Origin of the sequence: Erwinia plantamica (genome assembly GCF_043420595.1) — a bacterium.
GTDB classification, from domain to species: Bacteria; Pseudomonadota; Gammaproteobacteria; order Enterobacterales; family Enterobacteriaceae; genus Erwinia; species Erwinia aeris.
This window is the reverse complement of the sequence record NZ_JBGCUC010000009.1, coordinates 201,160-225,039: the sequence shown is the minus strand read 5'-3', so window position 1 is coordinate 225,039 and position 23,880 is coordinate 201,160. Positions and strand designations below refer to the sequence as shown.

Sequence of the window (23,880 nt, the reverse complement as noted above, 5' to 3'; positions counted from 1 at the left end):
TTAGTGCTGAAAAGGGTGACGCCACGTCACCCTTTTTTATTGACGGCCAACGTTGAGGCGGCAAACTCCACCGCCAGCCCGGCGGCGGGCAGCAGCTGACGAAAACGTACTATTTTTTCCGGCGCGATCAGCAGGCAACGTTCTTCCCCCTCCTTTTGTGGCCAGACAAGCTCCGCCGTTCCCTGAATATGCAGCGCCGCGCCCTGATGAAAATCCATAATCAGCAGCGCGCAGCGAGGCGCCAGCAGCAGATTCCCCAGCGTATTCATATAACGGTTGCCCGCGTAGTCAACGATCGCCAGCTTCCCCTGCGTCATCCCGATAAAACCCGGCGGCCCGCCGCGATGGGAAATATCCGCGCCCTGCTGCGGCGCGCGGCTGGCGATAAAGCAGGTATCCGCGGCGGCGATCAGGTAGCGCGCATCGGCATCCAGCGCGGCCAGCGGCTCCCGCTCCGGCTGTCGCAGCGGCTGGTGCTCAGGCAAGATCCGCCGCTGAATATATTTTGGGCAGTTGCCAAAGCTTTCCTGCACGGCGAGCGTCACAAAATCTGGCGTAACGCTGGCGATCGTGCCGTTGACCCGATTGCGCCGCCGGTTGGAAAAATCGAGGCCCAGGCCGCCCGCCGTCATGCCGGGTCTTAAAGCCGGCAGGCCGGGAAAGGTCGTTAAGGAAGCGGTGGCTATGCGCAGATGGTTCTCATCCGTTGCCTGCACAAATCCCGGCTCGCCCTGCAAAACGGCCGCAACCGGATAGCCGGCGGCATCGATCGTGCTGAAATAAAACTGGCTCAGCCCGGCGTAAAACAGCTGGTGCTGTTGCGGCATTGCCGTATAGATGGCGGCGCTTTCGGGGCTAAAGCCCGCCTTTTGCTGCGCCAGACGTTCGCCGGAGTGGAACATGGTTACGCTTCCTGTGGATGCGGCAGCGGCGGCAGCGCAATAAATCCCGGCAGCGCCTCAACGTTTTGCAGCCATTGGCGAATAGCCGGATAGTCGCGCAGCGAAATGCCGCCTTCCGGCGCGCAGGCGACGTAGGCATAGCAGGCCAAATCGGCAAGCGTCGCGCTGTCGCCCACCAGCCAGCTTTTGCCGCCTAAATGCGCCTCCATCTGCGGTAAAAATTTACGCGCTGTCGCCACTGCCGAGTCATAATTCTCTGGCGTGCCGAACTGTTTAATCAGCCGCGCCGAGGCAACCCCGTAGCGAATTTCGCCTGCGGCCTTGCCCAGCCATTGCTGCACCTGGGCTTGCTGATGCAGATCCTGCGGCAGCCACTGGCTGTCCGGCGCATAGCGTTTTACCAGCCAGATCAGTATCGCGTTGCTGTCGGTAATGACGTGCTCGCCATCCACCAGCACCGGCACCTGTCCCAGCGGATTCAGCGCCAGAAAAGCGGCGCTTTTTCTGACATCGGCACCAGCCTCTTTCAGGGTGGTCGGCAGGTTCAGCATAGCCAGCAGCAGCCGGACGCGATGCACGTGCCCCGAAAGTTCCGTTCCATAAAGCGTTAAGGTAGTCATGACGTTTCTCCTCTGTTTTTTCCAGCATACTCTTGCTGAAAACGGCGTAAACCGGCAAAGATAGCAATTCATAATTTCATAAAGTGAAACGGTGATGGATAAACTCGACGAGCTGGCGGTCTTTGTCGCCGTGGTGCAGCAGGGAAGCCTGGCGGCGGCGGCCCGCATGCTGCGGCGTTCTCCGGCGGCGATAACCCGCACGCTGGCCGCGCTGGAGCAGCGCCTGGCCTGTACGCTGATAGAGCGTACCACGCGTCGCCTGGCGCCGACGCCCGCAGGCGTTGCGCTGTTTGAACGGGCAAAAGGCGTGCTGGACGCTTATCAACAGGCGCTTTCCGCCAGCGACGGCAATCCGCTCAGCGGCCAGCTTAGCCTGACCGCGCCGGTGCAGTTTGGCCGCAGGCATGTCGCCCCGCTGGTGCTGACGTTTCTGGAGCGCTATCCGGATATCCAAATCGATTTACAGCTCAACGACGGCTATCAGGATCTGATTGAGCAAGGGCTGGATATGGCGGTGCGCATTGGGCAGCTGCGCGACTCTTCGCTGGTTGCCGTCGAGGTTGGCCGCGTGCGGCGCCTGCTGGTCGCAAGCCCGGACTATCTGGCCCGCATGGGCGAGCCTTTATCGCCTGCCGCGCTGGCGGATCACCATCTGATTGCCGGTGTGACAGCCAGTAAAACGTGGCGCTTTACCGCCGCTGGCTTGCAGGAGCGCGTTCGCATCACGCCCAGGCTAACCGTTAACGAGGTGGAAACCCAGCTGATCGCCGCCCGCGCGGGAAAAGGCATCGCCCGCCTGCTCTCCTATCAGGTTTACGAGGATCTACAGGCGGGAACGCTGTGCGAAGTGCTGCCCGCGTTTCGTTGCGCCGCCGTTCCGGTGCAGCTGGTGACGCAGAATGTCAAATATATGCCCGCCCGCGTGCGGGCATTCTGGGAGCTGGCTCGCGCCGCGCTGCCCGAGCTTGCCTGTTTTCAGACCAATAAGCCGGGCCAGCCCGAAAAAGAGATCGATTAAGCCAGCCGCGTACGCAAAGCCGCTGACTTTTTGAGCAGACGGCACTAAGCTAAGAACATCTTTTCCTCTGAGTCAGGGAGTACGCCATGAAACTGTTCTTTAAACCCGGTGCCTGTTCGCTTTCGCCGCATATCGTGATGCTGGAAACGGGCCTGGATTTCACGCTGGTCAGGGTCGATACCGCCGCCGGGATCACCGAGCAACAGGAAGATTACCGCCGGATAAACCCAAAAGGAAAAGTCCCCGCGCTACAGTTTGACGACGGCACCGTGCTGACCGAAGGCGTAGCGATTGTCCAGTATCTGGCGGATCTGAAGCCCGACCGTCAGCTGCTGGCGCCGACCGGCACGCTGGCGCGCTACCAAACGCTGGAATGGCTGAGCTTTATCTCATCGGAGCTGCATAAAGGCTTTTCGCCGCTGTTCAGCGATGCCGCGCCGGACGACTATAAAACCGTGTTGCGCCAGCAGCTGGAGGAAAAATTCACCTGGATCGATGGCGAGCTGAAAGACAAACAGTGGCTGTCTGGCCTGCATTTCAGCGCCGCAGATGCCTATCTGTTTACCGTAATGCGTTGGGCGAAATTGCTGAAGCTGAATATAGCCAGCCTGTCGGCGCTGGAAGGCTGGTTTCAGCGCGTTGCGGCACGACCATCCGTAATTGAGGCCTTAGAGGCGGAAGGACTGAACTGAAGGCCTGCGGATGAGCCAGCGCATAAGGTGTTAAACCGCGTAGCGGCAATGCCTTATACTCTGCGGCTATTACATCTGGAGGTACTATGAGTTCCGTAATTGATATCCTTACCGCCCATAAAAGCGAGCGCAGCTTTACCGATCGTCCGATTGATGACGCTATCCTCGATCGTCTTGTTGCGTCCGCCTACCGTGCGCCAACCTCGGTGAACTCACAGCAGGTGTCGCTGGTTATTACGCGCAATGCCGAAGCTCGCGGCAAGATTTCCGCTATTGCCGGCGGCCAGCCGTGGATTGCCAAAGCGCCGCTGTTTATCACCTTTGTGCTGGATATGCATAAAAGCCAGCAGGCGATGGCGGCCATCGATAAAGAGCAGATTGCCCAGCAGAGTATTGAAAGCGTGGTCTCCGGCGCGACCGACATCGGCATTGCGCTGGGCGCCGTGATGACGGCCGCGCGGGCTGAAGGCCTGGGCATTGTGCCGATTGGCGGCATCCGTCGCGATCCGCAGGCGATGATTGAGCTGCTGCATCTTCCCGAGCTGACTTTCCCCGTGGTCGGGCTGGCGCTTGGCTATGTGGATGAGCCGGCGCATCAGAAACCGCGCCTGCCGCTGAGCACTTTCCGTCACGAAGAGCGCTACAGCACGGAAGGCCTGCAGGAAAATATCGCGGCTTATAATCAGGAGATGGTGCAGCACTGGCAGAATATCGGCCGCCAGGACGGCGAAAGCTGGAGCGAGAGCGTTTCCGGCTACTATCAAAATATCTATTTCCCGGACGTGCTGTCCGCGCTGCTTAAGCAGGGCTTCGGCAACGAGAAATAATGAGGTTGCCGGGCTGCTTTCAGCCCGGCAATATCAGAGTTTTACCGCATCAAAATGCTGCTGGGGATTGGCGATACTGTCCTGAGCCGCCACCAGTTGAAGCTCGTACTCTCCCATCTCATGGGTTTTCAGCATCACTTCATAGACCGCCGCCGTAATGTGCTCTAACGCCTCTTTCAGCCCCAGACCGTGCAGCAGATCCACCAGCAGCAGCCCGCTGGTCAGATCGCCGACGCCTACCGGCTGACGCACGCCAAAATCCACCAGCGGACGGCTGATATGCCAGGCCTCATCCGCCGTGACCAGCAGCATCTCAAAGCGATCGCTGCGCTGGCCTGCCCGCGCCAGATGCTTCACCAGCACGATTTTCGGCCCTTTGGCGATCAGCTCGCGCGCGGTGGCGATAGCCTGCTCCACGCTGTTGACCTCATGACCGCTGAGCAGCTCCAGCTCCAGCAGGTTCGGCGCAATAATATCGCTGGCGGGCAGCGCGCTGCGGGCATGAAACTCCGCCACGCCGGGCGCAACGATACAGCCCTTTTCAGGATGCCCCATCACCGGATCGCAGAAGTACCAGGCGTCGGGATTAGCCGCTTTCACCTGACGAACGATTTCGAGGATCTGCTCGCCCTGCTCTGCGGAGCCAAGATAGCCGCTGAGCACGGCATCACAGGTTTTCAGCCGGTCGATAGCCGCAATGCCGCTGACGATATCGGTCAGGTGGCTGGCGGGCATAACCACGCCGGTCCACTGGCCGTACTGGGTATGATTAGAAAACTGTACGGTATTCAGGGGCCAAACGTTTGCGCCCATGCGGCGCATCGGGAATTCCGAGGCGCTGTTGCCGGCATGGCCGAAAACGGTGTGCGACTGGACGGAGAGAATGTTTTTCATGGAAACCTTGCCGGAAAAAAGGGACGGGATGCTTAAAAGCGGGCTGGCGCGCCCCTGCTTCAGGACGCGCCTTTGTCTGTTCACGCCTGAAGCATTATTTCCAGACGATCAGACAGTAGTTCTTTTTACCACGGCGCAGCAGCGTAAAGCGATTAAACAGGCGATCTGCCGGTGCAAACGCGTATTCCGCGCTGAGCTGCACGTCACCGTTGATACTTACCGCTTTCGATTCGATCAGCTTACGCGCCTGGCCGCGAGACGGCGCTAAATCGCCGTCGACCATCGCCTGTTGCAGATCCTGACCGGCTTCCAGCTCAACAAACGGCATTCCGTCCTGCGCCAGCTGCTCAAAGTCCGCTTCGGTCATTTCCGCCAGGCTGCCGGAAAAGAGGCTTTTGGTAATGCGCTGCGCGGCGGTCAGGCCTTCTTCGCCGTGCACCAGCTTCGTGACCTGCTCCGCCAGCACATACTGGGCGCGAGGCGCTTTACCGCTGTTTTTGTCTTCTTCTTCCAGCGCATTGATCTCTTCAATGCTCATAAAGGTAAAGAACTTCAGGAAGCGGTAAACGTCGGCGTCCGCGGTATTGATCCAGAACTGGTAGAATTTGTACGGGCTGGTTTTCTTCGCGTCCAGCCACACCGCGCCACCTTCGGTTTTACCGAACTTGGTGCCGTCAGATTTAGTGATCAGCGGAACGGTCAGGCCAAACACCTGGTTCTGATGCAGACGACGAGTCAGATCGATACCGGAGGTGATATTGCCCCACTGATCGGAGCCGCCAATCTGCAACGCCACGCCGTAGCGCTCGTTCAGGCAGGCGAAGTCGTAGCCCTGTAGCAGATTGTAGGAGAACTCGGTAAAGGAGATGCCCTGGTCGTCACGGTTCAGACGCTGCTTCACCGCTTCTTTATTAATCATCTGATTAACGGAGAAGTGCTTACCGATATCGCGCAGGAAAGTCAGCACGTTCATGCTGCCGAACCAGTCGTAGTTATTGGCCGCTACGGCGCTGTTGTCGCCGCAGTCGAAGTTCAGGAAAGGCGCGACCTGGCCGCGGATCTTTTCCACCCACTCGTTAACGGTATCCGCGGTGTTCAGCTTGCGCTCGGCCGCCTTAAAGCTCGGATCGCCGATCAGACCGGTCGCGCCGCCCACCAGCGCCACCGGACGGTGACCGGCATCCTGGAAGCGCTTCAGGCAGAGAAGCGGGACCAGATGGCCCAAATGCAAGCTGTCCGCGGTCGGATCGAAGCCGCAATAGAGCGCGATTGGCCCTTGCGCCAGCCGCTCTGCTAACGCTTCCTCATCCGTTACCTGGGCGACCAGGCCACGCTCTTGCAATTGTTTAATCAGGTTACTGCTGCCCATCTGTGACTCCGTGTAAAAAAAGTCTGCACCTTTGCTGGTACACAGCTCTCCGCTGGCTAGCGGATGAAAAAAAGGGGTATAGAATAAAGCGCCGACGGGCTCTGTGCCAGCGCTTAACGGATTATTTCGCGCAATCAGGGCGCCAGACGATCGATTTTCCACGCCTCGTTGTCGCGCTGGTAGAAAAAGCGGTCATGCAGACGATGTTCGCCGCCCTGCCAGAACTCCATTGAGTCTATGGTAATGCGATAGCCGCCCCAAAAGCTCGGCAGCGGCACCTCGCCCTGCTGAAATTTCTGCTTCAGTTCCAGAAACTTGCCTTCCAGCACGCCGCGCGCGGAAATGCGGCTCGACTGTTTCGATACCCATGCGCCTATCTGGCTTTCGCGCGGGCGGCTGTGGAAGTACTTTATCACGTCGATCATTGACAGTTTTTCAACGCGGCCCAGCACCATCACCTGGCGCTCCAGCATATGCCACGGAAACAGCAGGCTGATACGCGGATTTTTTTCCAGATGCTGCGCTTTGCGGCTGCCCAGATTGGTGTAAAACACCATGCCGCGCGAATCAAAATGCTTCAGCAGCACGATGCGCTGGTAAGGCTGCCCGTGCTCGTCCACGGTCGCCACGCTCATGGCAGTAGGATCCGGCAGCTGCGCGGCAACCGCCTGGCTCAGCCACTGTTCAAACAGCACCAGCGGGTCGTCAGGCAGATCCTTGCGGCGCAGGCCGCCACGAGTATATTCACGGCGCAGATGAGCAATCTGCTGTAGGCTGTCGTCATTCATGGGATTTTCCGCTATCAGAGTTGAGGCATTGTGCGCCTCATCACAATCAATTTCAACGAGTTAACGGTTTTCGAGCCGGCAGTCGTCAATGATGATTTTGCCGTTGCGCTCCACAAAAGCGCCGTCGCCTTTTGACCAGAAAACGTAGTTTTCATCGGCATAGCGCGTGCCGGAAGCGGCGGGCTGCTGCTTCAGCGTCAGCGGATTGCCGTCCAGAATCAGATTCACTTCCTCACGATCGTTATCCAGCAGCACCGACAGCGGCAGCGTGCCGCAGCGATAGTGCAGCCGGCTGATTTTTTCAGGCGTCTGATGTAGACACCCGCTCAGCAGCAGCGCGGCCATCAGCAATAAACATTTTTTCATCTTTGCTCCATTCAGATAACTCAGCGGCAGCGCTGAACATTAGCGGGAAAGATTGCACCGATCACGGAGGCTTCGCGCGCGCCGGTCACGGAAGGCAGATTGCCCGGCTGCGATGAGAGCGTACGGCAGGCCAGCCAGGCGAAAGCCAGCGCTTCCATATCGTCACCGCGAATGCCGACCTCATCGGTGGCGTTGACTTCAATGCCCGGCAGCAGTGCTTTCAACCGCGCCATCAGCAGCGGGTTTTTTCCGCCGCCACCGCACACCAGCAGCCGCTCGCAGCCGCCGCTCAGCATCACCTGCTGCGCAATAGTGGATGCGGTCAGCTCGACCAGCGTGGCCTGCACGTCCTGCGGCGGCAGACCGGGGAAGTTAACCAGCTGCCGGTCGATCCAGGCCGGGTTGAAATATTCTCTGCCGGTAGACTTGGGCGCGGCCAGTGCAAACCAGGGATCCGCCAGCATTTGCTGCAATAAAGGATACACTACCTGGCCGCTGCTGCCCCAGGCGCCGTCCCGATCGTAAGGCTGACCCTGGTGACGCCAGATCCACGCGTCCAGCAGCATATTGCCCGGCCCGGTATCGTAGCCGCCCACCGGCTGGCCGGGGAGCAGCAGCGAGAGGTTGGCAATGCCGCCGATATTCAGCACCATCCGCCGCTCTTCAGGATGCATCAACACTGCCTGATGAAAAGCGGGCACCAGCGGCGCGCCCTGTCCGCCTAACGCCATATCCCGGCGGCGAAAATCCCCCACCACCGTAATGCCGGTCAGCGCGGCTATCTGGTTATTGTCGCCGATTTGCAGCGTATTAGGCGCGTCGCCCAGCGGCTCGTGCCAGACGGTCTGCCCGTGGCAGCCGATGGCGGCGATATCCTCTTTCTCCAGCCCTTCGCGCTCGATCAATGCCTGTACCGCTTCGGCAAACAGCCGGCCCAGCCGCGTATCCAGCTGCCCCAGCCGGGAAAGCGTCAGCGACTGCCCCTGGCTGACCGCCAGGATCTCCTGGCGCAGCGCCAGCGGCATGGGGTGGCAGTAGCTGGCCTGCTGCGCCACCATCTGCGGGTCAATTGCGGCCAGCACCACGTCCACGCCGTCCAGACTGGTTCCTGACATTACGCCTATATAACGTCCCGATCTCATCAAAGTCCCTTACCCGCTGTGGGAATATCAAACCTGAGTACAGCGTCGCAAAAACGGTGCAGCAATTCTATGATTAACTGTGCATTTTTACATGATGACAGACTTTTTACTGCGCTTTCCGCGCCGGCATTGATTTCAGGTTTACCCGCACTGCGCTATGCTTAAAGCAATTTTTTGACGTAACCACACAGCAGGCATTGCCTGTACCATATAATTAGGTTATTGATCGCTGCGCAATTGACTGCAGCACATGGAAAAGAAAGGAGTTTGATGATGTTGAAGCGCATGATGATCGTAGCACTGACCGGTGTGACTTTAGCAGGCTGCGCCAATGACAGCTCGCTTTCCGGCGACGTTTACACCGCCTCGGAAGCGAAACAGGTGCAGAGCGTCACTTACGGCACGCTGGTTGGCGTCCGTCCCGTCCAGATCCAGGGCGGCGACGACAGCAATGTGATCGGCGCGCTCGGCGGCGCGGTGCTCGGCGGCTTCCTGGGTAATACCGTTGGCGGCGGCACGGGCCGCAGCCTGGCGACGGCGGCAGGCGCAATTGCCGGCGGCGTGGCCGGTCAGGGCGTGCAGGGATCCATAAACAAAACTCAGGGCGTGGAGCTGGAGATCCGTAAGGATGACGGCAACACCATTATGGTGGTGCAGAAACAGGGCAACAGCCGTTTCGCTGTAGGACAGCGCGTCGCGCTGGCTTCCAACGGCAGCCAGATCACCGTTTCGCCACGCTAACCGAGGAACCGGCAATCGCCGGTTCTTTTATTCGCGGTTTTGCAGATCCAGAATATTCTTTTCCAGCCTGGCGATTAGCGTCACCAGCTGGTCGATCTCCTGCTGGGAGATACCAGCCAAAATATCATCCCGCGTGGCGTCGATAACATGCTCGACTTCGCTAATGATCGGCGCCGCTTCCTCGGTCAGCTTGATGCGCTTGGCGCGACGATCGCTGGCGCAGGTGGTGCGGGTAATCAGCCCTTTTTCTTCCAGCTGATCCAGCGTGCGCACCAGCGAAGGCTGTTCAATGCCGATGGCTTTGGCCAGCTGGATCTGCGACTGCTCCGGCGGCAGCTGATGAATATTGTGCAGCGTGACCCAGTGCGTCTGCGTCAGCTCCAGGGGTTTCAGGCGCTGGTCGATTAGCGATCGCCAGATGCGCACCAGTCTTGCGAGATCCGTTCCTAATGGGGTATCCAATTTCCTCTCCTTATAATTAGCTTGCTAGCTATCAAGCCTCATTCCAGGCTATTCTGCGAGTTTACAGGACAGAATACAAATATCATTCACATTAAGCGTAATGCCAATCTACAGCTATGCTGTGACCTGGGTAACAAGGAGTGCTTTAAGTGAACAATGCTTTTACGGCGGCTGTTTCGCCGCTAACCGACCTGGTTTTCGGCGCGTCGCTCTATTTTCCGCCGCTGTTTAAAGCCGTGCTGGCCGGGTTTTTCCTCTGGCTGCTGATCCACCCCGTGTTGCGCAGCTGGATCTATTCCGGCGAGATTTGGCATCCCACCCTGCTCGACCTTTCCCTGTTTATTCTCTGCGTCAGCGCTTCGCTGTGGCTACTGATGGCATTCGTATGAAATTCAACTCGCTAAAATATTTTTCAACGCTGATCTTCTTCGCCGCCGCGCTTTGCGCAGGCTGGTGGCTATGGAATTTTTATATGCAGTCACCGTGGACGCGGGACGGTAAGGTGCGCGCCGAGCTGGTTAATATCACGCCGCAGGTTTCCGGGCGCATTGAAACGCTGCTGGTAAAAGATAACCAGTTCGTGACCAAAGGCACGCCGCTGCTGACGCTGGACGCCGAGCCTTATCGCATCGCGGTGCTGAACGCCGAGGCGCAGCTGACGAAGGCACAGGCCGATCTGCTGAAGGCTCAGCATGAGTCGCGGCGGCGTCAGAGTCTGCCACGCAACGTGATTTCCGCAGAAGATTTGGATGCGGCCGAGCTGAACGCGAAGTCGCTGGCGGCGGCGGCAAAGGCCGCTCAGGCGCAGCTGGAACAGGCGCGCTGGAACCTGACCCAGACGCAAATCGCCGCGCCAACCGACGGCTGGATCAGCAATCTGGTGGTGCGGCCCGGTAACTATGCCACCAGCGGAACGCCGGTCTTCGCGCTGGTCGACAGCCACTCTTTTTATGTAATGGGCTATTTTGAAGAGACCAAGCTGCGCCATATTCGTCCCGGCTATCGCGCGACCGTGCGGCTTTACAGCGATAACCGCGTGCTGCACGGCGAGGTCGAAAGCATTGGCCGCGCTATTTACGATCAAAGCGTGGAAAGCGACAGCTCACTCATTCCCGATATCAAACCGAACGTGCCCTGGGTGCGCCTTGCGCAGCGCGTGCCGGTGCGTATTCGCCTGGCCGCGTGGCCAAAAGATTTGCCGTTGGTAGCGGGCACCACCTGCACCATCACCGTTGCGCCATGAACTGGCAGTGGCTGGAGTGGCAAAACCTGCCGTGGATCAAAGCGACCCGAGGCCAGTGGCGCTACGCGTTGCGCAATGCCCTCGCGATGTGTCTGGCGCTGAGCATCGCCTATGCGCTGGCGCTGGACGAGCCTTACTGGGCGATGACTTCCGCCGCTGTGGTGAGTTTTCCGACCGTCGGCGGCGTAATCAGCAAAAGTTTGGGCAGGATTGCGGGCAGCCTGCTGGGCGCGGGCGCGGCGCTGCTGATCGCGGGCTATACGCTGAACGAACCCTGGCTGTTTGCGCTGGCTATCGCGGGCTGGCTGGCGCTCTGCACCTGGATCCAGAACCATTATCAAAATAACGTTGCCTATGCGTTTTCCCTGGCGGGCTACACCGCCGCCATTATTGTGTTTACCACGGTTAATATTACGGAAATCGGCGATCTGTGGGAGATTACCCAGGCGCGCGTTTGCGAAGTGATTACCGGCATCCTGTGCGGCGGCCTGATGATGATGATCCTGCCCAGCACCTCGGACGGCGAGACGTTGATTAACTCGCTGAAAGAGATGCATCTTCGCCTGCTGGATCATGGACGACTGCTGCTGCAACGCGAAAGCACCGATAATGTGCGTAGCGCGCATGAAAACGTTATTGGGCAGATCCTCACGCTTAATCTGCTGCGTATTCAGGCGTTCTGGAGCCATTATCGCTTTCGTCGGCAAAACAACGTGCTGAACTATATCCTGCATCAGCAGCTGCGCCTCACCAGCGTGATCTCCAGCCTGCGCCGAATGCTGCTGAACTGGCCCGACGCGCCGGAAGGCCTCTATACCGTTGTACAGCAGCTGCTGGATGAGCTGGCGAGCGCCGACTGCGATAAATATCGTCTGGCGCGACTGCTCGCCAGCGCCGCGCCGCAGGATCAAAGCGACTATCGCTATCAGGCTTTCTGGCATCGTCTGCGCTATTTCTGCTGGCTGTGGCTGAATATCCGCCGCTGGCTGCGGCTGTTTGAACAGGCCGACGACGATACCCGCCTCGCACCGCCCGCCGCCCCGGCGCTCGCCAGGCACAGCGACAGTGCGGAAGCCAGCTGGAGCGCCCTGCGCACCTTTAGCGTAATCGTGCTGGGCTGCGCCTTTACTATCGCCACCCAGTGGGATGCGGGCTCGGCAGCGTTAACGCTGGCCGCCATCAGCTGCGTGCTCTACTCCTCCGTGCCTTCGCCCGTCAGCAGCGTGTCGCTGCTGCTGAAAACGCTGCTGCTGCTTTCCGTGTTCAGCTTTATCATCAAGTTCGGCCTGATGGTGCAAATCAGCGTGCTGTGGCAGTTTTTGCTGCTGCTGTTTCCGCTGCTGGTCACGCTACAGCTTTTCAAGGTGCAGCAGAAAAAGCGCGCCGCGCTGTGGGGCCAGCTGATTGTGTTTGGCGGCTCGTTTCTTGCCGTTACCAATCCGCCCACCTATGACTATCAAAGCTTTATTAACAATAATATCGCCAAGGTGTGCGGCGTGCTGCTCGCGTGGCTGGCTTTTCTTATTTTGCGGCCCAGTTCCGACAAGCGGCGCAGCCGCCGCCATATCCGGGCGCTGCGCCGCGAGTTTCTCGATCAGCTCAGCCGCAGGCCGCACCTTAGCCAGAGCCGCTTTGAGTCGCTGATTTACTATCGGGTCAACCAGCTGAACGCCAGCCGTGACGAGCCGGCCAGGCTGTGGCTGCTGCGCTGGGGCGTGGTGCTGCTGAACTGTTCGCATATTGTCTGGCAGCTGCGCGACTGGCAATGCGCTTCGCCCGCGCTGCTGGCGGTGCGGGACGCCATGCTGAGCAATCTGCATCGTATTATCAGCGGTAAAGGCGTACAGCAGCACGCGCTGGAAGAGACGTTAAAGGAACTGCAGGAAAATCTGGATCTGCTGGCGGCGGGCAAAACAAAAAGCGAAACGGAACTGGCGGGTATTGCCTGGCGGCTTTACTGCTCGCTCTCACAGCTGCAGCAGGCTTCGACATTGACATAACGCCGAGTTTTTCATTTATACTGGCCACGCTTACATGGAGTTTAACGAATGAGGGATCATGATGAAAAAAATTCTGGCTACCGTTTTTCTGCTCGCCTGTTCTCTGCCGGCTTATGCTCATGCGGCAAAAACCGTCACGGTTAAAGAGGCGAAAACGCTGCGCGATGATACTCGCGTGGTGCTGACAGGCAAAATCACCGGACATGCAGGCGACGACGATCTTTACTGGCTGCAGGACAGCACCGGGAAAATCCGCATTGACATTGATGATGACGAGTGGGAAGACAATCACGTAGCGATTGGCAAAACCGTGCGCGTGGTCGGCGACGTGGATAAAAACGGCGGGCATACCGAAATCGAAGTCGATCATATTAGCGTGCTGCGTTAGGCAATAAACCTGCCGCCGCGACGAGCGGCGGCGGTTTGGTTAGATCACCCCGCAGGCGAAACGGCCGCCTCCGCCGCCCAGCGGCGCAGGATGATCGGCATGGTTATCGCCGCCGGCATGCACCATCAGCGCTTTGCCTTTAATATCCGACAGTTTTTTAATGCGCGGCGCCAGCACCGGATAGGTCGCCGTGCCGTCGGCGCTCACATAAAGGGCCGGTAAATCGCCCAGGTGGCCATCCTGCCACGGTCCCAGATGCTTGCCGGTTTTTTGCGGATCGAGATGGCCGCCCGCCGCGCCTGCGGCAACCACTTTCCCGTCGGTGGTTTTTGGATCGCAGCTGCCGTTGGCGTGTACGTGAAAGCCGTGAATACCCGCAGGTAAATCTTTCAGCTGCGGCGTAAAGCTCAGGCCATAGGCCGTTTCTTCAATCGTCACCTGACCAATACTCGCCCCCGCGCCTTCAGGCGTGGCAAGCCTGATGTCGACTTTTTCGCTGGCGGCATGGGCCAGGCCGCAAAAGGCCAGCGATACCATAAGCAGGTTTATACTTCTCATTACACTTCCTCACATTTTGCTGTGGAAGCTATAAGCCTGGCCGCTATTTGCAGAACTGCATAAGAATCTGTCTACTAAAACAAAGAAGGCTGTTCCGGTTCGTCCGGCTCGGCCGGTTTGCCGACACGATGCAGTCGTTGCCAGCGCAGACGACAAAGCCGCAGCACCTCGCGTTTTTGCGCATCGCTGAACTTCATCCAGTTAAAGCGCTCCTCGCGGCTACGCAGGCAGCCACGGCAGTAGCCGCGATCGTCGCTCTGACAGATCCCCCGGCACGGGCTGGGAACGGGGAAAAACTCCAGTTGTTCGGCCAACGTCGCTCCTTATGCAGGGAAAATTTAAATGTAATATTAATGTTAGTCTTTTAACATCGTTTAGCCTCAGTTAATGTTTAATTGTGCTAACAAAGCTATGCTCATTCACCGCTTACTGCTGATGAACCTTTATGAAGCTGACTGCTTTACGCTGCAATGAAATCAGTTTTAACTTTTATGCTGCCTTGTTTTTTACGCTTATCCCGAATGCGCTGTTCTTTTTTCACGCCTGGGAGCGTATCCCTTACAGCGAGCTGAAGGATTATTTTTTCGCTGCCACCATGCCGCTGGTGCTGTTCTGCGGATTTCTGTTTATTTTTAGCGTGGCCGCCCTGCCGTGGATCAGAAAACCCCTGTTAATTTTTCTGGCTATCGTCAGCGCGGCGGCCAACTATTTTATTTACAGCTTTGGCACCGTTATCGACACCAATATGATCCAGAACGTGTTTGAAACGGATCTGCAGGAAGCGACCGCCCTGTTCAGCCTGCGCTATATCCTCTGGCTGCTTCTGCTGGGCCTGCTACCCGCGCTGCTTATCTGGCGAGTCAGGATTGTAACGCGGCGTCCATGGTGGATGAATATCGCTTTTCGCACCGGCACGGCCCTGGCTGCGCTGCTGGCGATCCTGCTGGTCGCCGCGCTGTTTTATAAAGATTACGCCTCGCTTATCCGTAACAATAAAGGCCTGGTGAAGATGATTACGCCGGTCAATATCGTCAGCGGCATTGGCCACTATATTGATAATCGCTGGTTTGACGGCGATCGCACGCTGATTAAAATCGGCCAGGATGCACGTAAAGGCCCGCAGATTTTAGCGCAGCAGAAAAAAACGCTGGTGGTGTTTGTGCTGGGCGAAACGGCGCGGGCGGAAAATTTTTCACTCGGCGGCTATGTGCGCAACACTAATCCGAAGCTGGCAAAAGATAACGTCATCTATTATCCCAACGCCACTTCGTGCGGAACGGAAACGGCCATTTCCGTACCCTGTATGTTTTCCAATATGCCGCGCGAGCATTACGATGCCAGCCTGGCGCGCCATCAGGAAGGGCTACTGGACGTAATGGCCCATGCGGGCGTCAGCGTGCTGTGGCGGGAAAACGACGGCGGCTGTAAGGGCGCCTGTGACCGCGTGCCGCATACCGACATGACGCGCTGGCAGCTGAAGAACTTTTGCCGTGACGATTACTGCCTTGACGACGTGCTGCTGTGGCGGCTGGATCGCTATCTGGACAGCATGAAAAACGACACGGTAGTTGTGCTGCATCAGATGGGCAGCCACGGCCCGGCTTACTACCGGCGCTATCCGGCAGACAAGAGGCCCTTTACTCCGACCTGCGACAGTAACCAGATCCAGGACTGTGACAGCCAGGCGCTGGTCAATACCTATGACAATACGCTCGTCTATACCGATTCAATGCTGGATGACACCATCGGCCTGCTGAAGACCTACAGCAGCCGCTACAACGTCGCGCTGATTTATCTTTCCGATCACGGTGAATCGCTGGGCGAACGCGGGATGTATCTGCACGGCGCGCCTTATCTTATTGCGCCCACTCAGCAGACGCATATTCCCTTTCTGCTGTGGCTTTCTGACGGCTACGCCAGCGCCTTTGGCATCAATAGTACCTGCCTGCGGCAGGCTTCCGGCGCGGCGGTGTCGCAGGACAACGTTTTCCATACGCTGCTGGGAATGATGAATATTGAAACCAAAGAGTATCAGCCTGCGCTGGATATGATCCGATCGTGCCGTACCGTTGCAGGTAGCGGCAATTTCTCTACTACGCTCAATAGTCACTGAAAATTTTGGCTTTGCCACCGCCGTATCGGCGGTTGGCAGCCGGTTTCCCAGGAGCGATAAATGCAGCTGAAAAAACTTTTTACCCCTTTAAAACTTGGCGCGATTGTGGTGCCTAACCGCATCTTTATGGCGCCGCTGACGCGCCTGCGCAGCATCGAACCGGGCGATATTCCTACGCCGCTGATGGGTGAATACTACCGCCAGCGCGCCAGCGCCGGGCTGGTGATCACCGAAGCCACGCAGATTTCCTTCCAGGCAAAAGGCTATGCCGGCGCGCCCGGCCTGCATACCGCCGAGCAGATCGCCGCGTGGAAAGCGATTAACGCCGGCATCCATCAGGAAGGCGGCCACAGTTCGGTGCAGCTGTGGCATACCGGACGTATTTCCCACAGCAGCCTGCAACCGGAAGGTAAAGCGCCCGTTTCGGCTTCCGCCATCAATGCCGAAACCCGCACCTCTCTGCGCGATGACCAGGGCCGGACGATCCGTGAAGCGACCTCCACGCCGCGCGAGCTGCGTCTGGATGAGATCGACGACGTAATCAACGATTTCCGTCAGGCCACAATCAACGCGCGCGAAGCGGATTTTGACCTGGTGGAGCTGCATTCCGCGCATGGTTATCTGATGCATCAGTTTATTTCGCCCGCGTCTAACCAGCGCACGGATGCCTACGGCGGCAGCGTGGAAAATCGCACGCGCTTTGCGCTGGAAGTGGTGGATGCGGCCATTGACGGCTGGCGCGCCGACCGGATCGGCATTCGTATTTCGCCGCTCGGCCCGTTTAACGGTCTGGATAACGGCGAAGATCAGGAAGCCGCCGCGCTTTACTACATCGGCGAGCTGGCGAAGCGCAATCTGGCCTATCTGCATATTTCAGAACCGGACTGGGCGGGCGGCAAGCCTTACAGCGATGCCTTCCGCGAGGCGATCCGCGCCGCTTATCCCGGCGTGATTGTGGGCGCAGGCGGCTACAGCGCTGAGAAAGCGGAAGCATTGATTGAACAAGGCCTGATCGACGCCGTAGCCTTTGGCCGCGACTACATCGCCAATCCGGATCTGGTCGAGCGCCTGCGGCAGAACGCGCCGCTGAACGAGCAACGCCCGGAACTCTTTTACGGCGGCGGCGCAGAAGGCTACACGGACTATCCGTTCCTGTAAGCGCCTGCGGGTTTTATCGCCGTCCGACGTCTGACGGCGCGAGAAAGCACGCATTTCCTGGTTTCCGCCAGGCTATAGCTGCTATTCTCTCACGCGGGTAAAACGGCCTGAAGGCCGTTTTACCGCCGGGAATGCCTGCTGGTTCCCGTAACGGCAGGAATTCAGGCTATGCTTGTTATCGGATGATAACGTTTGTTCAAAGAGGATGTTATGCGCTTACTTCACACCATGCTGCGCGTTGGCGATCTGCAACGCTCCGTTGATTTCTATACTAAAGTTCTGGGCATGCGCCTGCTGCGCACCAGTGAAAACACCGAATATAAATACACGCTGGCTTTCGTAGGCTATACCGAAGAGAGCGAAGGCGCGGTGATTGAGCTGACCTATAACTGGGGCGTGGATAAATATGACCTGGGCGATGCCTACGGCCATATCGCGCTGGGCGTGGACGACGTGGCGGCTACCTGCGACCGTATCCGCAACGAAGGCGGCAACGTAACTCGTGAAGCCGGCCCGGTTAAAGGCGGCACCACCATTATCGCCTTTGTGGAAGATCCGGACGGCTATAAAATCGAACTGATCGAAAACAAACACGCGGGCCACGGCCTGGGCGCGTAACGCGTCGGGGTGCCTTCCCGGCACCCTTCTTTCCCCTTCCCCTGCTGCAACCCATGCCGAAATTTGCCATAATACGCGCTCAATTTTCGCCTGTGAGATCCTGATGTCCGAATCGAACGAACTTAACGCCCTCAGCAGCCGTTTTCGCGGTTTTTATCCGGTAGTGATCGATGTTGAAACCGCCGGTTTCGACGCCAAAACCAACGCCTTACTGGAAGTGGCCGCCGTCACGCTGAAAATGAACGACGATGGCTGGCTGGAGAAAGACGAAACGCTCCATTTTCACGTTGAGCCGTTCGAAGGGTCGGTTCTGCAACCCGAAGCGCTGGCCTTTAACGGCATCGATCCTGCCAATCCGCTGCGCGGCGCGGTCAGCGAGTACGAAGCGCTGCACGCCATCTTTAAAGCCGTGCGCAAAGGTATCAAAGATCAGGGCTGCAATCGTGCCGTCATGGTGGCTCATAACGCCACTTTCGATCTGAATTTTATGAATGCCGCGGCGGAAAGAGCCGGGCTGAAGCGTAATCCTTTCCACCCGTTTGTCACCTTTGATACCGCCGCGCTGAGCGGCCTGGTGCTGGGGCAAACGGTGCTGGCGAAAGCCTGTACGGCCGCCGGAATGCCTTTCGACAGTTCTCAGGCGCATTCCGCGCTGTATGATACCGTGCAGACGGCCGATCTGTTCTGTGAGCTGGTTAATCGCTGGAAACGTCTGGGCGGCTGGCCGCTGGCGGAAACGGCGAACCTCGACTAAAAAAAACAGGCCTGACGCATTGTCAGGCCTGTCCGATAGTCTCTTCGCTTAGCGCAACGTTTTATTCTGCCGCGTCAGAAGGATATTTCTGCGCCGTCTCTTTGATCAGCTGCTGCAGTTCGCCCGCCTGAAACATCTGAATAATGATGTCGCAGCCGCCGACCAGCTCGCCGTCTACCCACAGCTGTGGAAAAGTCGGCCAGTTGGCGTATTTAGGCAGCTCAGCACGAATTTCCGGATTCTGCAGGATATCGACATAGGCGAAACGCTCGCCGCAGGCGGACAGCGCCTGTACGGCCTGCGCGGAAAAGCCGCAGCTTGGCAGTTTTGGGGAACCTTTCATATACAGCAGAATCGGGTTTTCTGCGATCTGGCGCTCAATCTTCTCAATGGTGCTCATAAATGCCTTCCTCAATCGGCTACTTCGTGTCTGTATAGTGTAGCGAGTCTGCGAGCGTGATGAAAATGTCATTTTCAGTCGCCCACTGACGCTACGGTCGGAAAACAAAATGTTAAAATACCATTTTCGGTCCGGCGGCGCTGCGTTAACTGTAAATATCAGCGGCAAATTTGCGCAGATAAATGTTTGAACAGGCTAAATTTTACAGCTTTTACCGCTTTGCGACGATTGAAACAAAAAAGGCCTTACTTTTTAGTAAAGAGTTCGATTAGAATCGTCCTGACTGACTGCCCAGGCGCAGATCTCCTTATTTAGCCATGCTCTTGCCACTGGCGGGAGCACAAACTGTTAATGGTAAAGATGCGTTTACTCATCACGTTGCTGATGCTGGCCTTTGCCCAGCTGTTTATGTCTGTGGCGCACGCATCGCCACACGCTGCCGTTAAAGCGGACCACCACAAAGCAGACAGCGCCACGCCTGCTCGTGAAGACGATCGCCGCAAGCGCCGCCCGGTGAAAACCTCTACACGTAAAGTAAAAGAAGCCAGCCCAACCAAAAGCCGTTCGCCCCTTGCTAAAAAGTTTAAGCTGCGCAAAAAAACGCAGACCGTCGCCGCTGCGCTGCCGCCCAAGAAACGCTATGGTCGTCATCGCTTGCGCAACGAAGAGACGGAAGCCTTAACCAGCGGCTCGGCCTCAGCCCCGCTTAAGCTCAGCAAAGCGCATCGCGCCCGCTATCAGAAAGCCCGCGAAACGGCGATGAGCAAGCTGATGAACCAGCTGGGCAAGCCCTATCTCTGGGGCGGCACCTCGCCCAAGACCGGTTTCGACTGTAGCGGTCTGGTCTGGTATGCCTATAAAGATCTGGTGAAGTTTAAGATCCCTCGCACCGCTAACGAAATGTACCATCTGCGGGATGCGGCTTCGATCAAGCGCAACGAGCTGGAAAAAGGCGATCTGGTATTTTTCAGCATCAACGGCCGCGCCTCGGCGGATCACGTTGGCGTTTACCTGGGCAACGGCAAGTTTATCCAGTCGCCGCGTACCGGCAAGGATATCCAGGTGAGTATGCTCAGCGAAGATTACTGGGAGCAGCACTACGTCGGCGCTCGCCGCGTCATGACGCCGAAAACTATCCGCTAGCCCACTCAGCAGGCTGGAGGCCCGGATCGCGCAAACGATCCGGGCCGGTTTACTCTTATTTGCGCAAAATTTTCGCCTGTTGCCCTAAAACCCTCGTGTTCTGCGCCTGCTCTTGTTAGAATCCACGGTTTGTTGCGCAACAGGCATTTAGCCGACATGACGCTCTGCTCAAGTCTGTTTCGCCACCCTGAACTCCCTCCTGGTATAACCATTCCGCAACAAATTATGCGCAACTTATATCAGGATTATCATCATTCCAGGCAATCGTTTAACAAACCGCTTTTCAGTGACTTATTGAACAGCGCAGGAGTCTTTTTCCATGGCAACCATAAAAGATGTGGCCAAACGCGCCGGTGTCTCAACCACCACGGTGTCCCACGTCATTAATAAAACCCGCTTTGTCGCTGAAGACACGCGGGAAGCCGTCTGGGCAGCGATCAAAGCGCTGCACTATTCGCCCAGCGCCGTGGCCCGCAGCCTGAAGGTCAATAACACCAAAACCATTGGCCTGCTGGCGACCTCCAGCGAGGCGCCCTATTTCGCCGAAATTATTGAGGCGGTCGAACACAGCTGTTTTGCCAAAGGCTATACGCTGATTTTGGGCAACGCGCATAACGAACTGGAAAAGCAGCAGGCCTATCTGTCGATGATGGCGCAAAAACGCGTCGATGGCCTGCTGGTTATGTGCGCCGAGTACCCGGATGAGCTGATTAAGATGCTGGAAGATCACCGCAACATCCCGATGGTCGTCATGGACTGGGGCGAGTCGCGCGGCGATTTTACCGACACTATTCTCGATAACGCTTTTGAAGGCGGTTATCTGGCAGGCCGCTATCTGATCGATCGCGGCCACCGCGATATCGGCGTGATCCCGGGCCATATGGAGCGCAATACCGGCGGCGGTCGTCATGCCGGCTTCCTCAAGGCGCTGAACGAAGCGGGGATTACGCTGCGCGAAGAGTGGCTGGTTCAGGGCGATTTTGAGCCGGAATCGGGCTATCGCGCTATGCAGCAGCTGCTGGCGCAAAAACAGCGTCCTACCGCGGTATTCTGCGGCGGCGATGTAATGGCAATGGGCGCGATTTGCGCCGCAGACGAGATGGGCCTGCGCGTACCGCAGGATATTTCGGTGATCGGGTATGATAACGTGCGCAACTCGCGCTACTTTACCCCCGCGCTGACTACCGTCCACCAGCCGAAAGAGCGTCTGGGCGCAACGGCCTTCAATATGCTGCTCGATCGTATTACCAGCAAACGCGAAGAGCCGCAGACGATTGAAGTGCATCCGACGCTGATTGAACGTCGCTCCGTAGCGGACGGCCCTTTCCTCGACTACCGTCGCTAAGCGCACGGGCGGCCATCTGCCGCCCGTCTTTTACGCCTCCCGCAGCCATTCGCTGTTCAGCGTTTCCGTTTCGCCTAAATAATCCAGCAGCCAGCGCAGCGCTGGCGACGCCTGCTGTTCCGACCAGCTGACGCAGCAGGGGCTATCCGGAAAAGGCGGATCCAGCCTCAGTTCGCACAGCGAGCCGTTTTGCAGCAGCGGTTGCGCAAGATGCCCCGGCACCATGCCGACACACAGCCCGGCCAGCAGGCAATCAAACGCGCTCTCCCAGTCCGGCGCGACCAGCCGTCGCTGATTATCCAGCGTCCAGGTGGTTCTTTTCGGCAGCGCGCGCGAGGTATCTTCCAGCACCAGCGAAGGCCACTCCCGGATCGCCTCCTCGCTAACCTTCTCCCGGTGTTGCGCAAGCGGATGATCCGCCTTCACCACGCAGCGCCAGTTGAGCATTCCCATATTGCGAAAAGCGAAGCGTCCGCCGACCGGAATAGCCTGCGTCGCGCCTATCGCCACGTCGACCCGGCCGTCGGCCAGTGCATCCCATACGCCGTTGAATACTTCCGGCGAAAGATGCAGTTCCATATCGGGAAAATGTCGGTAAAAATCCACCACCAGCTGGCGCGTACGCGCGGTTTTAACAATGCGATCGACGGCAATATTCAGCTGGCCGCGCCAGCCGTTGGCGACCTGCTGACACTGGCGTCGCGTGGCAAGCATTTTTTTGATAACACTCCGCCCTTCCTGGATAAAGACCTCGCCCGCCGCCGTTAAGACCACGTCCCGGTGACGCCGCTCGAACAGCGGCACCGCCAGCCACTCTTCCAGCTGGCGCACGGTATAGCTGATGGCGGACGGAACGCGATGCAGCTCCGCCGCTGCGGCGGTAAAGCTGCCGGTTCGGGCGACCGCATCAATCACCTCAAGCGAGTGTTCTGACCACATATTCTTCCTGCAAAATTTTTGAACGCAAGACGCAAATATTACCGTTTCACAACCGCTATCGCACTCTTTTACACTGCCGTCCGCTATTCACCTGATAAAAAAGAGCAAAATCTCATGCCGTCGAAAGGATTTTTACTTTACCTCGCGCTGCTCAGCGTTGCGGGTTTTCTTGCCACCGATATGTATCTGCCCGCCTTTACGGCGATGCAGCAGGATTTGCAAACCGAAGCGGGCGTCATCAGCGCCAGCCTCAGTCTGTTCCTGGCCGGGTTTGCCAGCGCGCAGCTGTTCTGGGGGCCGCTTTCCGACCGCATTGGCCGCAAGCCGGTGCTGTTGATGGGGCTGGGGCTGTTTGCCGTCAGCTGCGGCGCAATGTGGTGGGCGGAATCCACCACCATGCTGCTGACGCTGCGCTTTTTACAGGCGGTAGGCATTTGCGCCGCCGCCGTCAGCTGGCAGGCGCTGGTGATCGATCGCTATTCCGGCGCGCAGGCCAACCGCGTGTTTGCCACTATTATGCCGCTGGTGGCGCTGTCGCCGGCGTTGGCCCCGCTGCTGGGTGCCTGGCTGCTGAACCACTTTGCCTGGCGGTCGATTTTCCTGGCGCTGCTGCTGCTGGCCCTGATCCTGCTGGTCGCCACGCTTTTTCTGTCGACGCCTGCTCCAAAAGAGCATAAGGAAGAGGCGAAAGTGGGTTTCTTCACGCTGCTGAAGTCGCCGATCTGGAGCGGCAACGTGCTGATTTACGCCGCCTGCTCCGCCAGCTTTTTCGCCTGGCTGACCGGTTCGCCATTTATTCTGGCCGAACTGGGCATGTCGCCGGGCGATATCGGCCTTAGCTACGTGCCGCAGACGCTGGCCTTTCTCGCCGGCGGCTACGGCTGTCGGGCACTGCTGAAGCAGACCGAAGGCGCTTCGCTGCTGCCCTGGCTGCTGACGCTGTATGCCCTCAGCGTGGGCGCGTTTTTCATCGCCGCACAGGTGGAAACGCCTTCGACCTGGGCGCTGCTGCTGCCGTTTTGCGGTATGGCGCTGGCCAACGGCGCTATCTATCCGATTGTGGTGGCGAATGCGCTGCTGCCTTTTCCGCAGGCCAGCGGTAAAGCAGCCGCGCTGCAAAACACGCTGCAGCTTGGTCTCTGCTTCGTCGCCAGCATGATTGTTTCCGGTTTTATTGCTAACCCGCTCGCCACCACGTCGCTGGTCATGCTCAGTACTGTGTTTTTGACAATTATTGGCTATATTTTACAAAGGACGACGTTAGCCAACGCTCCCCTGACCCACGCTCAGAGCCGTCGTTAACTGGCTGAATCTATTTAGTTAGCGTCCTAACGATAAGGCGTTGAATATTGCCTGAGGTGAGCATATACTCAATTTCAGGCAATAATTCATAACAACTT

General features: G+C 57.9%; 27 protein-coding genes. 15 read left to right on the top strand and 12 right to left on the bottom strand.

Annotated features, from left to right (window positions below):
* Positions 1-26 precede the first annotated feature (26 nt).
* Positions 27-902: a pyridoxamine 5'-phosphate oxidase family protein gene (locus AB3U87_RS12375; RefSeq protein WP_394149198.1), complete on the bottom strand. Its 876-nt coding sequence runs from the start codon at positions 900-902 to the stop codon at positions 27-29.
* Between the two features lie 2 nt (positions 903-904).
* A complete protein-coding gene (locus AB3U87_RS12370) occupies positions 905-1,522 on the bottom strand; it encodes a glutathione S-transferase family protein (RefSeq protein WP_253454419.1) in 618 nt (205 codons plus the stop codon).
* Between the two features lie 94 nt (positions 1,523-1,616).
* On the opposite strand from AB3U87_RS12370, the gene AB3U87_RS12365 reads away from it, so the two are divergent.
* The 3 genes from AB3U87_RS12365 (at position 1,617) to AB3U87_RS12355 (ending at position 4,059) form a co-directional block, all read left to right on the top strand.
* Positions 1,617-2,540, top strand: a complete 924-nt coding sequence (locus AB3U87_RS12365; protein ID WP_301253240.1) for a LysR family transcriptional regulator — start codon at positions 1,617-1,619, stop codon at positions 2,538-2,540.
* Positions 2,541-2,626: 86 nt separating this feature from the next.
* Complete coding sequence (gene gstA / locus AB3U87_RS12360) at positions 2,627-3,232, top strand: glutathione transferase GstA (protein ID WP_394149195.1); 606 nt, start codon at positions 2,627-2,629, stop codon at positions 3,230-3,232.
* Positions 3,233-3,318: 86 nt separating this feature from the next.
* Entirely contained in the window at positions 3,319-4,059 is a 741-nt protein-coding gene (locus AB3U87_RS12355; protein ID WP_253454422.1) for an NADPH-dependent oxidoreductase, read from the top strand.
* A 33-nt stretch (positions 4,060-4,092) separates the two neighbouring features.
* Here AB3U87_RS12355 and pdxY read toward each other — a convergent pair whose 3' ends face one another.
* From pdxY to anmK, 5 genes are all read right to left on the bottom strand, one after another.
* Positions 4,093-4,953, bottom strand: a complete 861-nt coding sequence (gene pdxY, locus AB3U87_RS12350; RefSeq protein WP_125289802.1) for a pyridoxal kinase PdxY — start codon at positions 4,951-4,953, stop codon at positions 4,093-4,095.
* A gap of 94 nt (positions 4,954-5,047) precedes the next feature.
* On the bottom strand, positions 5,048-6,322 hold the full coding sequence (gene tyrS, locus AB3U87_RS12345; RefSeq protein WP_253454423.1) for a tyrosine--tRNA ligase: 1,275 nt from the start codon (positions 6,320-6,322) through the stop codon (positions 5,048-5,050).
* Positions 6,323-6,456: 134 nt separating this feature from the next.
* The gene (gene pdxH, locus AB3U87_RS12340) at positions 6,457-7,110 is read right to left on the bottom strand and encodes a pyridoxamine 5'-phosphate oxidase (protein WP_253454424.1); all 654 of its coding nucleotides are present in this window, start codon (positions 7,108-7,110) and stop codon (positions 6,457-6,459) included.
* A gap of 60 nt (positions 7,111-7,170) precedes the next feature.
* Entirely contained in the window at positions 7,171-7,476 is a 306-nt protein-coding gene (locus tag AB3U87_RS12335; RefSeq protein ID WP_253454425.1) for an MliC family protein, read from the bottom strand.
* 20 nt (positions 7,477-7,496) lie between these two features.
* The gene (anmK, locus tag AB3U87_RS12330; protein WP_301253237.1) at positions 7,497-8,618 is read right to left on the bottom strand and encodes an anhydro-N-acetylmuramic acid kinase; all 1,122 of its coding nucleotides are present in this window, start codon (positions 8,616-8,618) and stop codon (positions 7,497-7,499) included.
* Positions 8,619-8,891: 273 nt separating this feature from the next.
* Between anmK and slyB the strand changes: the two genes are divergently transcribed.
* Positions 8,892-9,359, top strand: coding sequence for an outer membrane lipoprotein SlyB (gene slyB / locus AB3U87_RS12325; RefSeq protein ID WP_253461006.1), 468 nt, complete (start codon positions 8,892-8,894; stop codon positions 9,357-9,359).
* A 27-nt stretch (positions 9,360-9,386) separates the two neighbouring features.
* On the opposite strand, the gene slyA is transcribed toward slyB, so the two are convergent.
* Positions 9,387-9,821: a transcriptional regulator SlyA gene (gene slyA / locus AB3U87_RS12320; protein WP_253454427.1), complete on the bottom strand. Its 435-nt coding sequence runs from the start codon at positions 9,819-9,821 to the stop codon at positions 9,387-9,389.
* Between the two features lie 149 nt (positions 9,822-9,970).
* Here slyA and AB3U87_RS12315 point away from each other — a divergent pair, with 149 nt between their 5' ends.
* Genes AB3U87_RS12315 through AB3U87_RS12300 form a run of 4 tightly spaced genes read left to right on the top strand, consistent with a single transcriptional unit; the run spans position 9,971 to position 13,452 of the window.
* Positions 9,971-10,210, top strand: a complete 240-nt coding sequence (locus tag AB3U87_RS12315) for a DUF1656 domain-containing protein (RefSeq protein ID WP_253454428.1) — start codon at positions 9,971-9,973, stop codon at positions 10,208-10,210.
* Positions 10,207-11,064, top strand: a complete 858-nt coding sequence (locus AB3U87_RS12310; RefSeq protein WP_253454429.1) for an efflux RND transporter periplasmic adaptor subunit — start codon at positions 10,207-10,209, stop codon at positions 11,062-11,064. Before AB3U87_RS12315 ends, AB3U87_RS12310 begins: the two co-directional genes overlap by 4 nt.
* Positions 11,061-13,064, top strand: coding sequence for an FUSC family protein (locus AB3U87_RS12305; protein ID WP_394149191.1), 2,004 nt, complete (start codon positions 11,061-11,063; stop codon positions 13,062-13,064). Before AB3U87_RS12310 ends, AB3U87_RS12305 begins: the two co-directional genes overlap by 4 nt.
* 58 nt (positions 13,065-13,122) lie before the next feature.
* Complete coding sequence (locus AB3U87_RS12300) at positions 13,123-13,452, top strand: NirD/YgiW/YdeI family stress tolerance protein (RefSeq protein WP_394149189.1); 330 nt, start codon at positions 13,123-13,125, stop codon at positions 13,450-13,452.
* Between the two features lie 39 nt (positions 13,453-13,491).
* Here the strand turns inward: AB3U87_RS12300 and sodC are convergent, their stop codons facing one another.
* Positions 13,492-14,010, bottom strand: a complete 519-nt coding sequence (sodC, locus tag AB3U87_RS12295; protein ID WP_394149187.1) for a superoxide dismutase [Cu-Zn] SodC — start codon at positions 14,008-14,010, stop codon at positions 13,492-13,494.
* 74 nt (positions 14,011-14,084) lie between these two features.
* Positions 14,085-14,324 carry a DUF1289 domain-containing protein gene (locus AB3U87_RS12290; RefSeq protein WP_394149185.1) on the bottom strand — a complete coding sequence of 80 codons (240 nt, stop codon included), beginning with the start codon at positions 14,322-14,324 and terminating at the stop codon, positions 14,085-14,087.
* A 131-nt stretch (positions 14,325-14,455) separates the two neighbouring features.
* On the opposite strand from AB3U87_RS12290, the gene eptA reads away from it, so the two are divergent.
* From eptA to rnt, 4 genes are all read left to right on the top strand, one after another.
* On the top strand, positions 14,456-16,123 hold the full coding sequence (gene eptA / locus AB3U87_RS12285; RefSeq protein ID WP_253454434.1) for a phosphoethanolamine transferase EptA: 1,668 nt from the start codon (positions 14,456-14,458) through the stop codon (positions 16,121-16,123).
* A gap of 60 nt (positions 16,124-16,183) precedes the next feature.
* Positions 16,184-17,281, top strand: a complete 1,098-nt coding sequence (nemA, locus tag AB3U87_RS12280) for an alkene reductase (protein WP_253454435.1) — start codon at positions 16,184-16,186, stop codon at positions 17,279-17,281.
* 210 nt (positions 17,282-17,491) lie between these two features.
* Positions 17,492-17,899, top strand: coding sequence for a lactoylglutathione lyase (gene gloA, locus AB3U87_RS12275; protein ID WP_253454436.1), 408 nt, complete (start codon positions 17,492-17,494; stop codon positions 17,897-17,899).
* A gap of 103 nt (positions 17,900-18,002) precedes the next feature.
* Positions 18,003-18,653: a ribonuclease T gene (gene rnt, locus AB3U87_RS12270; RefSeq protein WP_253454437.1), complete on the top strand. Its 651-nt coding sequence runs from the start codon at positions 18,003-18,005 to the stop codon at positions 18,651-18,653.
* 61 nt (positions 18,654-18,714) lie between these two features.
* On the opposite strand, the gene AB3U87_RS12265 is transcribed toward rnt, so the two are convergent.
* Positions 18,715-19,053 carry a Grx4 family monothiol glutaredoxin gene (locus tag AB3U87_RS12265; RefSeq protein ID WP_125289787.1) on the bottom strand — a complete coding sequence of 113 codons (339 nt, stop codon included), beginning with the start codon at positions 19,051-19,053 and terminating at the stop codon, positions 18,715-18,717.
* Between the two features lie 360 nt (positions 19,054-19,413).
* On the opposite strand from AB3U87_RS12265, the gene AB3U87_RS12260 reads away from it, so the two are divergent.
* Both AB3U87_RS12260 and purR read left to right on the top strand, forming a co-directional pair.
* The gene (locus AB3U87_RS12260; protein WP_301253223.1) at positions 19,414-20,196 is read left to right on the top strand and encodes a C40 family peptidase; all 783 of its coding nucleotides are present in this window, start codon (positions 19,414-19,416) and stop codon (positions 20,194-20,196) included.
* 319 nt (positions 20,197-20,515) lie between these two features.
* Positions 20,516-21,541, top strand: a complete 1,026-nt coding sequence (purR, locus tag AB3U87_RS12255) for an HTH-type transcriptional repressor PurR (RefSeq protein ID WP_253454440.1) — start codon at positions 20,516-20,518, stop codon at positions 21,539-21,541.
* Positions 21,542-21,571: 30 nt separating this feature from the next.
* Here purR and punR read toward each other — a convergent pair whose 3' ends face one another.
* Positions 21,572-22,480 carry a DNA-binding transcriptional activator PunR gene (gene punR, locus AB3U87_RS12250; protein WP_253454441.1) on the bottom strand — a complete coding sequence of 303 codons (909 nt, stop codon included), beginning with the start codon at positions 22,478-22,480 and terminating at the stop codon, positions 21,572-21,574.
* A 114-nt stretch (positions 22,481-22,594) separates the two neighbouring features.
* Between punR and punC the strand changes: the two genes are divergently transcribed.
* Positions 22,595-23,782 (top strand): purine nucleoside transporter PunC, encoded by a 1,188-nt coding sequence (punC, locus tag AB3U87_RS12245; RefSeq protein WP_253454442.1) that lies wholly within the window; start codon positions 22,595-22,597, stop codon positions 23,780-23,782.
* The last annotated feature ends 98 nt before the right edge of the window (positions 23,783-23,880 follow it).